This is a genomic window from Streptomyces sp. PA03-1a (assembly GCF_033792805.1).
Classification (GTDB): Bacteria; Actinomycetota; Actinomycetes; order Streptomycetales; family Streptomycetaceae; genus Actinacidiphila.
On sequence record NZ_JARAVO010000130.1, the window covers coordinates 1 to 13,771 of the forward strand.

A 13,771-nucleotide genomic window follows, 5' to 3' on the forward strand; every position below is an offset into this window, starting at 1 on the left:
GTGGAGGGGCGGCCCGGGGCCCTCGCGCCCGGGGCCGGCTCGCCGTCGGTGTCGGCGCAGGAGTCGGTACCGGGGCCGACCCAGGGCCCGGACCGCTCCCACAGCGGGAAGCCGTCGGGGCGCCCCTCGTCCTCGGGGCGGCCCTCGCAGTCCTCGCCCCCGTCGGACCGGCCGTCGACGACGTCCTCGCCGGGGGACAGCTCGCCGCCGCCGTCCGGGGGCGGCGAGTCGCCCGAGCCGTCGCCGTCCAGCGCGCCCTCGGTGAACGGCGCCACATGAGGAACGGGAGGGGCCGAGAGGACCGAATTGGCCAAAGCGGTCTCGTATGCGTATGCTGGTAGATCGTTTGATCCCATTGCCCGGCGCCGAACCGAAGCGCGCCGCGTTGGCGCGTTCCTTTTCTCCTGTGGCTGACCGCATCGAGGCGGTTGTAAGCAACCTCCGGAGCTGGCGCGTGCCGAAATCTCCGAGAGGTTTTAGCTTCAGCATGTCTATTGACACTGCCGACCGTTCCGCCATGCCCATCGACACCGACGGCACCGACGAGGCCGTCACCGAGGAGCAGACCGCTCCCGAAACCCCCAGCGTGACCTTCGGCGACCTCGGCCTGCCCGAGGGGATCGTCCGCAAGCTGGCGCAGAACGGGGTCACCACCCCCTTCCCGATCCAGGCGGCGACGATCCCCGACGCCCTGGCCGGCAGCGACATCCTCGGCCGCGGCCGTACCGGCTCCGGCAAGACCCTCTCCTTCGGTCTGCCGCTGCTCACCTCCCTGGCCGAGGGCCGCACCGAGCGCAAGCGTCCGCGCGGTGTGATCCTCACCCCGACCCGCGAGCTGGCGATGCAGGTCGCGGACGCGCTGCAGCCGTACGGCGACGTGCTCGGCCTGAAGATGAAGGTCGTCTGCGGCGGCACCTCGATGCAGAACCAGATCTACGCCCTGGAGCGCGGCGTCGACATCCTCGTCGCCACCCCGGGCCGGCTGCGCGACCTGATCGAGCGCGGCGCCTGCGCGCTGGACCAGGTGCAGATCGCCGTCCTCGACGAGGCCGACCAGATGGCCGACATGGGCTTCCTGCCCGAGGTCACCGAGATCCTCGACCTGGTCCCGGCCGGCGGCCAGCGGCTGCTGTTCTCCGCCACGCTGGAGAACGAGATCGACACCCTGGTCAAGCGGTACCTGAAGGACCCGATCACGCACGAGGTCGACCCCTCGGCCGGCGCGGTCACCACCATGACCCACCACGTCCTGGTCGTGAAGCCCAAGGACAAGGCCCCGGTCACCGCCGCCATCGCCGCCCGCAAGGGCCGCACCATCATCTTCGTCCGCACCCAGATGGGTGCCGACCGCGTCGCCGAGCAGCTGCGCGACGCGGGCGTCAAGGCCGACGCCCTGCACGGCGGCATGACCCAGGGCGCCCGCACCCGCACCCTGGCGGACTTCAAGGACGGTTACGTCAACGTCCTCGTCGCCACCGACGTCGCGGCCCGCGGCATCCACGTGGACGGCATCGACCTGGTCCTCAACGTGGACCCGGCCGGCGACCACAAGGACTACCTGCACCGCTCGGGCCGTACCGCCCGCGCCGGCCAGTCCGGCACGGTCGTCTCGCTCGCCCTGCCGCACCAGCGCAAGCAGATCTTCCGGCTGATGGAGGACGCGGGCGTCGACGCCTCGCGCCACGTCGTCGGAGGGGCCGGGGCGTTCGACGAGGACGTGGCCCAGATCACCGGTGCCCGGTCGCTGACCGAGGTGCAGGCGGACGCGGCGGGCAACGCCGCCCAGCAGGCCGAGCGTGAGGTCGCCGACCTCGCCAAGTCCCTGGAGCGCGCGCAGCGGCGGGCCGCCGAACTGCGCGAGGAGGCCGACCGCCTCACCGCCCGTGCCGCCCGTGAGCGCGGCGAGGACCCGGAGGCCGCCGTGGCCGCCGCCCAGGCCGAGGCCGCCGAGGCGGTCGCCGCCGCGGCGAGCGTCCCCGCCCCGGCCGCGGAGAGCTCCGCGCCGGAGCAGCGCACGTTCCAGCGCCGTGACGACCGGGGCAACTACGAGCGCCGCCGCGACGACCGTCGTGACGACCGCCCGTCGTTCCGCGACCGGGACCGCGGTGACCGCGGGTACGAGCGCCGTGACGAGCGTCCGTCGTTCAACCGCGAGCGTCGTGACGAGCGTCCGTCGTTCAACCGGGACCGTCGTGACGAGCGTCCGTCGTTCAACCGCGAGCGTCGTGACGAGCGTCCGTCGTTCAACCGCGACCGTCGTGACGACCGCCCGTCGTTCAACCGCGACCGTGACCGTGACCGCGGCTTCGAGCGCCGTGACGACCGCCCGGCGCGTTCCTACGACCGCCGCGACGACCGCCCGGCGCGCCCCCACGAGTCGCGTGACCGCCACTTCGGCGGCGACCGCCCCTTCAACCGGGACCGTCGTGACGACCGCCCGGCGTTCAACCGCGACCGTGACGCCAACGACCGCCGCCCGTACGGCCGTCGTGACGACCACCGCCCCACCGGCGGCTTCGACCGCCGCACGGACAAGCCGCGCTGGAAGCGCAACGGCTGACCCCAGCTGAACGGCAGGGGCCCGGCAGATGGACGTCCATCTGCCGGGCCCCTGCCGTTTCGGGGAAAGCCCCAGGTCGGGCGGCTGGTGCAGACCTTCTCTTCCTGTGCGCCGGCTGTTAGGCTCTGGCCACTTGCGTGGGGGGGTACAGCCGGGGGCTTGAGAGCTGCGCAGCGCCTTTCGTGCGCGCGCGCCGAGCCGTGTCCGTTCGCCCCTCACGCCTCTCGCCTTGTTGGACGCAGGAGGTTCGGGTGACCCGTCGTGCCCTCGTGCGCGGCAATCCGGCCGCGCTCGTCAGCGCGGTACTCGCGGTAGGACTCGGTTCGTCCGGCACGGCCGCCGTGGCCGACACCGGCTGGAACACCTTCAAGGGGATCTTCTGATGGCCCGCACGGGAACCTCCGCTCCGGACAGGACTCCCGGGGCGGGTCCCGGCGCCCGCCGCAGGACCCTCGCCGCCGCCGTGATCGTCCTGCTGGGCGCCGGGCTGGGCCCGGTGGCGCTGCCGGCCGCCGCGGACCCGGGCACCCCGCCGGAGGCGGTCTTCCCCGCCGGTGTGCGCTCCACGCCGTTCAGGGACACGCTGTACACCGCCGGCGGCTCGGGTTTCCTGCACACGCAGGAGGGCAACGGCTCGTACCTGTGGACGGACTTCGCGAGCGGCGGGACGACGACGATCACGGCCATGAGCGCCCTGCTCAACTCGGGGCTCATGGGCTTCCCCGCGTCGAAGAGCATGTCGGTGCTGGACCTGGCGAGCGGCGAGCGCGTCGTCACGGCCCTTCCCCCCGGCCGGTACGTCACCGGCGCGTTCACGATGTCCGAGGTCCTCACCTACGAGAAGCCCGCCGGGGGCACGATCACCGGACTGCACCTGCTGCGCACCGCCGAGGGGCAGGTGACCGACGTCGCCCTGCCGTCGGACGCGCTGCCGGAGGGGTACACATCCGTCCGCACCGTCGCCCAGGACCTGCGCGGAGCGGTGCTGGAACTGGGCGGCGGCCCCTCCGGCAAGCGTCTGGTGCTGGTCGACTACGCCACCGGCGCGGTCACCGGCCTGTTCGGCTCGCTGGCCACGCCACCGTCCAGGATCGCGCTGTCCGCCGACCGTGTGCTCGGCTGGTTCGGCTCCGCGGGCGCTCTGACCGCCTGGGTCGTCCCGCGCGCCGACACGGCCGCGGAACCCGGGGCGGTCGTGATCCCCCCGCTGGAGGGCGCGTCCTTCCAGCCCGCGGTGACGCTGGCCCTCGTGGGTGACTGGATCGTGGTCGCGCGTGCCCCGGAACCGCTGAGGTCGCGCCCGGGTGAGACGCTGAGCGTGGTCCCGGTGGGCGGCGGTGAGGCCCGGACGTTGCTGACGTACGCCACGAACCAGCTCGTCATCGCCGCGGACGGCAGTGTGCTGGTCGTCGGCGGCAGCGGAGTGACGGACTGGGCGGTGCGCCGGGTGACGGCCTCCGGAGCCCAGCCCGTGGTCACCGAGGTCATGCCCCTCCACGCGGTCAACTCCCGGGTCGACGGCCTCGCCCTCGGCGCAGGGAAGCTGTCCGTCGCCACCGACGCGGACGGCAGCTCCCTGCGGTCGCTGTACGAGTTCGACCTGGCGCCGACCGGGGCCCCCGAGCCCGGGCCGCGGACGCTGCTCTTCCCGCTCCACAACTGGTACAAGCCCTGCCAGGCGGGCTCCGACTGCGTCGAACTCCACGCCCTGGGCGACGGGCACACCGCGTACGCCGATCACGGGGTCTCGGTGAACTCGCCCCGCACCCCGAGCTCGCTGGCCTCGGTCATCCTGCCGAACACCGGCAACCGGATCGTCGACTCCTCCGGGCGCTACACCGTCGCCGACGACGGCACCGGGGGCAAGCAGTACGTGGGGGACTTCGAACAGCATCGGGAGAACAACGTCACGCTGACCCGCACCACCACGGCCGCCTCGGTCTGGGGCACCGAACTGTGGAAACCGGGACCGGCCAAGGGCACGCTCGACGTGTTCGACCTGAAGACCCGCAAGACCTCGTCGGCCGTCGACGTCGGAGCCGGCTGCGTGCCGCAGGAACTGCAGACGGTCGGCCGCTGGGTGTACTGGTCCTGCGGGCCGACGGGCAAGGCGGGCGTCTGGGACCGCACCGGCAGGAAGAGCATCGCCGTGCCCTCGGGCGAGGCCCTGCTCGGCGACGGTTTCCTCGTCCGCCACGACCGTGCGGCGGGCAAGCTGCTGCTGACCGACTTCCACGGCGGAGCGGGTACGGCGGCGGTCACCGGCGAGTTCGCCGACCTGCCGGCGGAGGACGAGCTGGTCTCCGACCGCCGGATCAGCTGGACCGTCGACAAGTACGGCGGGGACGTCGCCTTCGTGGACGCCGGCGACAGGATCCACGTCAAGCGCGTCACCGTGCCGCGCTCGCCGGTCACGTCGATCGAAGCCACCACGGACGACTACATCAACCTGAGGTGGCCGGGTCCCCAGAACGTCTGGCACGGCACCTGGCAGTTGTCCCGGCCGCCGGCGGGCTGGAGCCTCACCTTCCGGAACGCGGCGGGCAAGGCCGTGCGCACCGTCCGCGGCACCGCCCACGAGGGGGCGCGGATCACGACGGAGTGGAACGGCACCGACGACCACGGCACCGTGGTGACGGGCGGCCGCCACACATGGACGCTGAGCGTGGACGTGGGCGACGGCAGCGGCTTCCGTACGGCGCACACCGGGACCATGCAGCTGGCCGGGGCCAGGAGCGCCTGGCGGGACCTCGACGCGGACGGGGCCGGGGAGCTGGCGGCGTTGGCCCCTGACGGGATGCTCGACTTCCCGTCCCCGGGGGCGGGCTACGCCGGCGGCACGCCCGGATGGAACACCGGGTACCGGTTCGTCCCCTTCGGCGACCTCGACGGCGACCGCTGCTCCGACGTCCTCGTAAGGAACACCGTGGGCGAGCTCTTCCGCTACGCGGGCCGGTGCCAGGGGGCGATCACCAAGAGCAGCCCCCGCCTGTCGTTGGGAACGGGTTACCAGCAGTACAACGTGCTGACGTCGGCGGGTGACCTGAGCGGAGACGGTCGTCCGGACCTGATCGCCCGGCAGACGTCGACTTCGGACGTGTGGCTGCACAAGGCCACCGGCAACGGGAAGCTTGCGGTGCGGGTGAAGCTGGCGTCGAAGTGGACGGGTTACAAGAAGATCGTGGGTGCCGGGGACCTGAACGGTGACGGGATCGGTGATCTGCTGGCCCAGGACAAGGCGAACGTCCTGTGGCGTTACGACGGTGACGGCAAGGGGCATCTGCGGCCGCGGGTGAAGCTCGCCTCGAACTGGGGTGCCTCGTACAACGCGCTGGCGGGCGTGGGGGACATCACCGGTGACGGCAAGGGCGACCTGATCGCCCGGGACACCGCGGGGAACCTGTACCGCTACGCCGGCACCGGCAAGGGCACCTTCGGCAGCCGCACCAAGATCGGCACCGGCTGGGGCGTGTACAAGAGCCTTTTCTAGCCAGTTCCGGACGCGCCTGTGACGCATATCACGCCCCCGGCGAGGGAATCGCTGGGGGCATGACAATTCCAAAAGAACCGGGTGAGGCCGCCGGGCCCCCGGCCCCGGTCTCCGACGAGGAACGCCTCCGCCAACTCGGCTACACCCAGGTGCTGGCCCGCCGGATGTCCGCGTTCTCCAACTTCGCGGTCTCCTTCACCATCATCTCGGTCCTCTCCGGCTGCCTGACCCTCTACGCCTTCGGCATGAACACCGGCGGCCCCGCCGTGATCACCTGGGGCTGGCTGGCGGTCGGGCTCATGACGCTGGTCGTCGGCCTGGCGATGGCCGAGATCTGCTCCTCGTACCCGACCTCCGCCGGGCTGTACTACTGGGCCCACCGGCTCGCCCCGCCGCGCAGCGCCGCCGCCTGGGCCTGGTTCGCGGGCTGGTTCAACGTGCTCGGCCAGGTCGCCGTCACCGCCGGCATCGACTTCGGCGCCGCGAGCTTCCTCAACGCCTACCTGGACCTGCAGTTCGGCTTCAGCAGCACCCCCGGTCACACGATCGTCCTGTTCGCCGCGATCCTGCTGCTGCACGGGCTGCTCAACACCTTCGGCGTCCGCATCGTCGCGCTCCTCAACGACATCAGCGTGTGGTGGCACGTGCTCGGCGTCGGCCTGATCGTCGGCGCGCTCGCCTTCGTGCCGGACCGGCACCAGTCGACGTCGTTCGTCTTCACCCACTTCGTCAACAACACCGGCTGGGGCAGCGGTATCTACGTGGTCCTGCTCGGCCTGCTGATGGCGCAGTACACCTTCACCGGCTACGACGCCTCCGCCCACATGACCGAGGAGACCCACGACGCCGCCACCGCCGGGCCGCGCGGCATCGTCCGCTCCATATGGATCTCCTGGATCGCGGGTTTCGTGCTGCTGCTCGGCTTCACGTACGCGATCCGGTCCTACGACGACGTCCTCGACACGCCGACGGGCGTCCCCCCGGCGCAGATCCTCATCGACGGCCTCGGCGACGTCGGCGGCAAGCTCCTGCTGCTCGTCGTCATCGGCGCCCAGCTCTTCTGCGGGATGGCCTCCGTCACCGCCAACAGCCGCATGATCTACGCCTTCTCGCGCGACGGGGCGCTGCCCTTCTCCGCGGTCTGGCACCGCATCAACCCGCGGACCAAGACGCCCACCAACGCCGTCTGGCTGGCCGCGCTCGGCGCGCTCGTCCTGGGCCTGCCGTACCTGATCAACCTGACCGCGTACGCCGCCGTGACCTCCATCGCCGTCATCGGCCTCTACATCGCGTACGTCATCCCGACCTTCCTGCGCCTCGGCAAGGGGGACGACTTCGAGCGCGGCCCCTGGCACCTCGGCCGCTGGTCCCGCCCGATCGGCGTCATCGCCGTGACGTGGGTCGTCTTCATCACCGTGCTCTTCATGCTGCCCCAGGTCAGCCCGGTCACGGTCGACACCTTCAACTACGCGCCGATCGCGGTGCTGGTCGTCCTCGGCTTCGCCGCGACGTGGTGGTTCGTCTCCGCCCGCCACTGGTTCCTCCGGGACCGCGGCCCCGCCTCCGCCGAGCTCCCCGACCCGGTCCCTGCCCCCGCCCCGGCCGGCCCTTCCGGCTGACCTCCGCGCCCCCTCGCCGGCGGCGGCCGCGCCGCACGGGCCGAATGCGCTCGGAGCCACGGCCGCCGTCCGGCTATGCTGCGGGGTGCGGGCCGTTAGCTCAATTGGCAGAGCAGTGGACTTTTAATCCATTGGTTGTGGGTTCGAGTCCCACACGGCCTACCCGCAGGCGGTTGGTCTCGCCACCGCTGTCCTGCGTGAATGCGGCCCCACCGGTTCGGACCGGTGGGGCCGCAGCCTCTTCCCCAGGCTCCTGCGTGAGCGATCCGTGAACGGCAGGGCCGGCGGGCCATGTCTTCCGTGCCCGACCGCGGCGGCGGCGCGCTCGGTCAACTCCGCGGTGGCTTCGCTCACATGCGGAAGGCCGTCCGCCGGCCACTTCCAACCATCGGCGTCCTCGCGGGTGTCGGCGGGTGTCGCCACGGCCGCCGGGTGCCGACGATCCCCGGCCTCCGGGCCCGGCATCCTCCCTGCCCGGGGGTGCGGCGGCGGGTCTTGGGCTCGTCACTGACGTGTCACGACACAGCCACTACGTCTGTAAACCGAGTTCACATGTCCGGCGCCAAGGCATACTCATTTTCGCCAACCCGCATATGCCATCCCTGGGGGGAACAAATGCACGCGAAGTTCGCCATGCCCATCGTGGCCGTCGCCGTCCTCGCCGCCGGCCTGACCGCCTGTGCCGAGCCGACGACCGTCAGCACCAAGCCCGTCAAGACCGAGGCCGCCGGCAAGGACGGCGGCGCCGGCAAGCCCGCGAAGTCCGCGGACGAGCCGAAGGAGGACGCCGGCATCGGCGACACCCTCAGCCTCCACGGTATGGACGACGGCTCCCGGATCGACGTCACCCTGGTCAAGTGGGTCGACCCGGCCAAGAGCAGCGACGAGTTCATGACCCCCGCGAAGGGGAAGCGGTGGGTCGCCGCCCAGCTCCGCCTGACCAATGCCGGCACCGCCGTCTACTCCGACAGCCCCGGCAACGGGCTGACCGTCACCGACACCGACGGACAGCAGTTCCAGACCACCTTCGGGGAGGTGACCGCCGGGCCCGCGATGTCCAGCGACCTGCGCCTGGCGAAGGGTGCCAAGGGTCTCGGGTGGGTGGTCTTCGAGGTCCCCAAGGCGTCGAAGATCACCAAGCTCCAGATGGCTCTCGACAGCGGCTTCGCCGACGAGACCGGCCAGTGGAACGTCAAGTAGCCGCCGGGGAATCGCCGTCGCGGTCCTGAGGGCGCGTCGGGGTGTCCGGTTCGGGGCCCGGGCGCCCTACCGCGGGGCCCCGTCCGGAGTGCATCCGGACGGGGCCCGAGGCGTTCGCGGGGTCGGACGGCGGGGTCAGCCGTCGCAGAACTTGAGGCGCTTCAGCGTGTCGTTGATGGCCTTGCCCTGGGCTTCGGTGAGCTGGTTGTCGTGGTACGTGAAGCTCCGGGCGGCCTCCGCGTCCGCCTGGGGGTCGTTGCTGTTGATGGCGCCGCACAGGTTGCGGGCGGCGTCGATGGCCTTGTCGGGGTCCTTGGCGAAGTCGGGGTTGATGGCCTGCAGGGCGGCGATGAGCGCGGCCCGGTCGGCTCCCGTGGGGGAGGCCGGGATCCCCGCCTCGGGCAGGGACTTCTCGGGGTCGGCCTGGGAGACCGGGGACGCGGACGACACGGCGGTCTCGGGCGCCGTGGCGGCGGTGTCGGCGGAGGAGCTGCAGCCGCTGAGGGCCGCGCCCGCGACGGCGAGCAGCAGTGTGGTTGCGGCGATGTGTGTGCGCATGTCGGGATTATGGCCTTTCGCCCTGCCTTAGGTGGTGGAGGCGGCCCGCGGCAGGGGTGTGACATGCGGGGCAAGTCGTTGGCCCCGGGGTGGTGGTGACGGACGGGCAGGGCCCCGGCGGCCGCTATGCCGGGGTCGTGCCGCGGCGGCGGGCCTCGTCGGGGATGGGGAGTTCGAACCAGACGACCTTGCCCGTGCCCAGGCGCCGGGCGCCCCAGTGGTCGGCGAGGCGGTCGACGACGTACAGGCCGCGGCCGTTCTCGTCCTCCGGTCCGGCCCGGTGCACCCGGGGGACCAGGGGCGAGTCGTCGCCGACCTCGCAGCGCAGCACGTCGGTGCGCAGGAGGCGCAGGGTGATGGGGCGGGAGGCGAAGCGGACGGCGTTGGTGACGACCTCGCTGACGAGCAGTTCGGTCGTCTCCAGCATGGGGTCGAGGCCCCAGCGGTGCAGGGCGCGGCGGGTGAGGCGGCGGGCCCGGCAGGCGGTCTCGGGCTGGGGGGCGAGGTACCAGTAGGCGACGCTGTGCGTGGGGAAACCGTCGAAGCGGGCGGCGAGCAGCGCGATGTCGTCGTCGCGGGAGCCGCCGGGGCCGAGGTCGCCGAGCGCCTGGTCGCACAGGGCTTCCAGGGGCGGCGGGACGAGGTCGCGGCCGGGGGTCTGGATGCGGGCGAGCAGGTTCTCCACGCCGGTCCAGATGTCGTGGCCGCGGGACTCGACCAGGCCGTCGGTGTAGAGGAGCAGGGTGGCCCCGGTGGGCGCGGGCATCTCGACGGTCTCGAAGTCGATGCCGCCGACGCCGATCGGCGCGCCCGCGGGTACGGGCAGCACCTCGCCCTTGCCGCCGGGGAGCAGCACGACGGGCGGCAGATGGCCGGCGTTGGCGATCAGCAGCCGGTGCGAGATGGGGTCGTAGACCGCGTACAGGCAGGTGGCGATGTGCTCGATGCCCAGCCGCTGGGCCTGTTCGTCGAGGTGGTGCAGGACCTCGTCCGGGGGCAGGTCGAGGCCGGCGAGGGCCTGCACGCTGGTGCGCAGCTGGCCCATGATTGCGGCGGAGGTCATCGAGTGGCCCATCACGTCGCCGACGACGAGCGCGACACGGCTGCCGGGCAGCGGGATGGCGTCGTACCAGTCGCCGCCCACCCGCGCGGTCTCGGAGGCGGGCAGGTAGCGGCTGGCCAGCCGGACCCCGGTGGGCTCGGGGAGGGAGGCCGGGAGCATGGTGCGCTGCAGCGCGTCGGCGACGGACGCCTCGTGGCCGTACATCAGGGCCTTGTGGGCGCCGAGCGCGGTGTGGGTCGCCAGTTGCGAGGCGACCAGCAGGTCGTCGGCGGTGAAGGGGGCCCGCTCGGGCCGGCGCAGCAGGGTGAGGGTGCCCATGAGGCGGTTGCGGCCGTGCAGCGGGGCGATGATCAGGCGGCGGCCGGGTGGCAGCGTGCCGGGCGGCCCGACCACCGGGCCGAGCAGCTCCCTGACGGCGGTCGCGATGCCGGGGGCGTCGCCGAAGATCGGGCGGCCCTCCCGCAGCAGCCGGGTGAGCCGGCCGGTGGCGCTGAGCCGGACGCACTCCGACACCCCCTGCGCTCCGGGGCGGTTGACGCACCGCAGGGCGATCTGCGGCGGCTCCGGCGCGGCGGCCTCCGCGTCCGGTGACGGCAGTCCCGGTGACGGCCGCTCCGGGGTGCGCCGCCGGGTGGGGTGCAGGTGCAGGACGACGGGACCCGCGGTGTCCCGGACCTGCGTACCCTCCTCGGTCAGCAGCGGGTCGTGCAGATGGACGAAGATCGCGTCGGCGAAGGCGGGGACGGCCGCCGTGTCCAGTTCGCGCAGCGTCTCGTCCAGGTCCATGCCGGCGGCGATGCGCCGGGTCGCGGCGTCGAGGTAGCGGAGCCGGTCGGTCTGCGGCTGCCCGGGCGCGCGGGGCGCGTCGGCGTCCCGGGGCCATGGCGTGCGCCGCTCGGGAGGTTCCGCTCCGCCCCCGGTCGGGCCGGGGTCTTCGCCTGGGGTGCGGTGCCGCGCCACGTCCTGGTCCCGTCCCGCCTCAGCCGATCCGCCGGCAACAGAGGAACACCTGTTCCTCCGGCGGTACGTCGCTGAAGGCCGGGGCGTAGGTGTACGAGAACTCCTTGACGATCTCGAAGCCGCCCGACTCGATGACGTACAGCAACTCCTCCCTGAGGTAGCCGGAGACGCGGATGGTGCAGCCCAGGAACGGGATGGCGAAGTCGTCCACGTCGGCCTCCACCATCGACAGGGCGAACAGCCCGCCCGGGACCAGCAGATGGTGGATCGTGCGGAGGGCGTGCGGGATCTCGGCGCGCGGCAGCATCAGCAGGGAGAAGAAGGCCGCGACGGCGTCGAAGCGGCCCAACGGGGCCGGGCCGCCGGGGCGCAGGTCGGCGATGTCCAGTTGGTGGAAGGTGGCGTGGGGGACGTACGTCCGGGCCAGTTCGAGCATGCCCCCGGACAGGTCGATGCCCACGACGTCCAACGCCGCGTCGCTCAGCTGCCGGGCGGTGGGGAGTCCGGTGCCGCAGCCGAGGTCCAGTACGCGGGACCCGGGCGGCAGGGTGTCCACGAGCCACAGGCCGGCGGAGAACTGCCCCTCCTTGTGCGGGAAGGCCTCGTCGTAGCGGTCCCCGATGGCGTCGAACGCCTCGGCCTGGCCGCTCCGGTCAGGCCGGCCGCTCTCATAACCGCCCCACACGGTCTTGTCGATCACGAAAAATCCCTTTCGTGCCCACTTTGAATTATCCCATGGAGTCCTTTTGTCGCCTCTTGATGGAATCTGACCCTCTGGCCACGGGCGTCGCAGGAGCCACGGAACGCCACCGGGGTCACAAGGGGCGTCCGCTCCCTCTCTCTCCGTGCACGGGTGGTGCCGCCGTGCCCTCCGTTACGGACGGGGCGCGTGCGCCGGGGTGGACCACGCCCGTATCGTGGGGCCACCGCGAGCACGCCGGACCGGGGCCGCTCCGCCGCGCGCACGCCGCCGACGCCCACCGCACTTGCCACGAACCGGACCTCATATGACCGCACCCTCCTTGCACAGCACCGCCGACATCGCCTCCCTCCCCGCGGAGGCGCGCGACGACCTGCGCGCCTACGCGGAGCTCGGCGGCTTCACGCTGACGACCGACACCCACGCCTGGTACGCGGCCGTGGACACCGTCGCCGGCCCCGAGGAGGCCCGCGCCGCCTCCACCGTCCTCGCGGAGCTGCGCGGCCGTGACCTGCCCGCGCTGCGCTCCGCCGCACGCCGCCTGGAGGAGTCCGAGGCCCTGGGCATCGACGCCCCCCGCACGGTGGCCGAGAGCGGCCGGGCCGTTTCGCTGCTGCTGCGGGTACGCCTGACGCTGCGCACGCTCAACGCCGACGTGTACGACGTGGCCGAGGCCGAGCTGGACGACCTGGTCGCCGCCACCGCGAGCGGCGCCTGGCGCCGGGACCGCGGGGTGAAGGTCACCTGGCTGCGCCGCCGCTCGCTGCGGGGACGCGTCCGCGGGCTGGCCACCGGGCGGCCGCGGCGCGACGCCGCCCACACCGCCCTGGCCTCCGCGGCGTCCGAGCGCACCGACTGGGCCGCCCTCGGCGGCGCCGGCCGCCCGGCCGTTCCCACGGACGCGGACTTCCTCGACGACGCCTCCCGCGCCGCCGAGGCCGCCGTCGCCGGGCTCACCGAACTGGGCCGCCTCCTGCGCCCCGAGGCCGCGCTGGACAGCCTGCCCTTCGAGGAACTCGTGGAGCTCCTCGACCGCCTCGCCGCGGACGAGGGCACGCTGTACCGACTGCCCAACCTCAAGGCCACCCGCGACCGCCTGGAGGAGCAGGGCCTCGGCGCGGTGCTCGAGGAGCTGACGGAGCGTCGGGCGGACACGGCCGAGGTCGTCGCGCTGCTGGGCGAGACGGAGACCCCCGTCGTCCCCGAACCGCGCACCACGTCGGAAGCGGCGGAGGGGACTCCTGCGGAGCCGGAGGCGGAGGCCGTTGCCGAGGCTGCGGTGGTCCAGGCACCGGTTACGGAGGAAGCGTCGGCCGCTCCCGCCGAGGCGGAGCCGGTTGCCGCGGAGGCTCCTGCCGTGGAGCCCGAGCCGGTTGCGGAGGCTGCGCCTGTCGAGGCTGAGCCCGGGGCCGTCGTGGAGCCGGAGACTGCGTCTGCAGAGCCGGAGTCGGCGGCGGAGGAAGCGCCTGCCGCCGAGCCCGAGGTGGAAGCCGTCGCGGAGCCCGTGACGGAGGAGGCACCTGCTCCCGCCGAGGCGGAGCCGGTTGCCGCGGAGGCTCCTGCCGTGGAGCCCGAGCCGGTTGCGGAGGCTGCGCCTGTCGAGGCTGAGCCCGGGGCCGTC

Annotated in this window: 9 protein-coding genes, 1 tRNA gene and 1 pseudogene; 7 read left to right on the plus strand and 4 right to left on the minus strand. The window is 72.8% G+C overall.

From position 1 onward, the window contains the following. Positions 1–275, minus strand: a pseudogene (locus tag PV341_RS26690) (hypothetical protein); the annotation flags it as partial. Between the two features lie 212 nt (positions 276–487). Here PV341_RS26690 and PV341_RS26695 point away from each other — a divergent pair. The 6 genes from PV341_RS26695 (at position 488) to PV341_RS26720 (ending at position 8,869) form a co-directional block, all read left to right on the plus strand. Further along, the gene (locus tag PV341_RS26695) at positions 488–2,560 is read left to right on the plus strand and encodes a DEAD/DEAH box helicase (protein WP_500359171.1); all 2,073 of its coding nucleotides are present in this window, start codon (positions 488–490) and stop codon (positions 2,558–2,560) included. A 251-nt stretch (positions 2,561–2,811) separates the two neighbouring features. Next, positions 2,812–2,943 carry a hypothetical protein gene (locus PV341_RS26700; protein ID WP_500322620.1) on the plus strand — a complete coding sequence of 44 codons (132 nt, stop codon included), beginning with the start codon at positions 2,812–2,814 and terminating at the stop codon, positions 2,941–2,943. Next, positions 2,943–6,050, plus strand: a complete 3,108-nt coding sequence (locus PV341_RS26705; protein ID WP_500359172.1) for an FG-GAP-like repeat-containing protein — start codon at positions 2,943–2,945, stop codon at positions 6,048–6,050. The genes PV341_RS26700 and PV341_RS26705 overlap by 1 nt, the downstream gene beginning before the upstream one ends. Positions 6,051–6,109: 59 nt before the next feature. After that, positions 6,110–7,669 carry an amino acid permease gene (locus PV341_RS26710; RefSeq protein ID WP_500359173.1) on the plus strand — a complete coding sequence of 520 codons (1,560 nt, stop codon included), beginning with the start codon at positions 6,110–6,112 and terminating at the stop codon, positions 7,667–7,669. Between the two features lie 89 nt (positions 7,670–7,758). Then, positions 7,759–7,831 (plus strand) — tRNA-Lys (locus tag PV341_RS26715). Positions 7,832–8,284: 453 nt separating this feature from the next. Further along, positions 8,285–8,869 carry a DUF4352 domain-containing protein gene (locus tag PV341_RS26720; RefSeq protein WP_500359175.1) on the plus strand — a complete coding sequence of 195 codons (585 nt, stop codon included), beginning with the start codon at positions 8,285–8,287 and terminating at the stop codon, positions 8,867–8,869. A gap of 135 nt (positions 8,870–9,004) precedes the next feature. On the opposite strand, the gene PV341_RS26725 is transcribed toward PV341_RS26720, so the two are convergent. The 3 genes from PV341_RS26725 to PV341_RS26735 form a co-directional block, all read right to left on the minus strand. Further along, positions 9,005–9,427 (minus strand): hypothetical protein, encoded by a 423-nt coding sequence (locus PV341_RS26725; RefSeq protein WP_500322624.1) that lies wholly within the window; start codon positions 9,425–9,427, stop codon positions 9,005–9,007. 124 nt (positions 9,428–9,551) lie between these two features. After that, positions 9,552–11,450: a SpoIIE family protein phosphatase gene (locus tag PV341_RS26730; protein ID WP_500322625.1), complete on the minus strand. Its 1,899-nt coding sequence runs from the start codon at positions 11,448–11,450 to the stop codon at positions 9,552–9,554. 19 nt (positions 11,451–11,469) lie between these two features. Continuing rightward, positions 11,470–12,150, minus strand: coding sequence for a class I SAM-dependent DNA methyltransferase (locus PV341_RS26735; protein ID WP_500359177.1), 681 nt, complete (start codon positions 12,148–12,150; stop codon positions 11,470–11,472). Positions 12,151–12,457: 307 nt separating this feature from the next. Between PV341_RS26735 and PV341_RS26740 the strand changes: the two genes are divergently transcribed. Then, positions 12,458–13,771 (plus strand): hypothetical protein (locus tag PV341_RS26740; protein WP_500359178.1); only part of this gene is annotated, 1,314 nt, incomplete at its 3' end.

What these genes read in the sequence shown, in the direction of transcription:
- PV341_RS26705 (WP_500359172.1), top strand. Translation starts at nt 2,943, where the DNA reads ATGGCCCGCACGGGAACCTCCGCTCCGGACAGGACTCCCGGGGCGGGT.
- PV341_RS26710 (WP_500359173.1), top strand. Translation starts at nt 6,110, where the DNA reads ATGACAATTCCAAAAGAACCGGGTGAGGCCGCCGGGCCCCCGGCCCCG.
- PV341_RS26725 (WP_500322624.1), bottom strand. Translation starts at nt 9,427, where the DNA reads ATGCGCACACACATCGCCGCAACCACACTGCTGCTCGCCGTCGCGGGC.
- PV341_RS26720 (WP_500359175.1), top strand. Translation starts at nt 8,285, where the DNA reads ATGCACGCGAAGTTCGCCATGCCCATCGTGGCCGTCGCCGTCCTCGCC.
- PV341_RS26695 (WP_500359171.1), top strand. Translation starts at nt 488, where the DNA reads ATGTCTATTGACACTGCCGACCGTTCCGCCATGCCCATCGACACCGAC.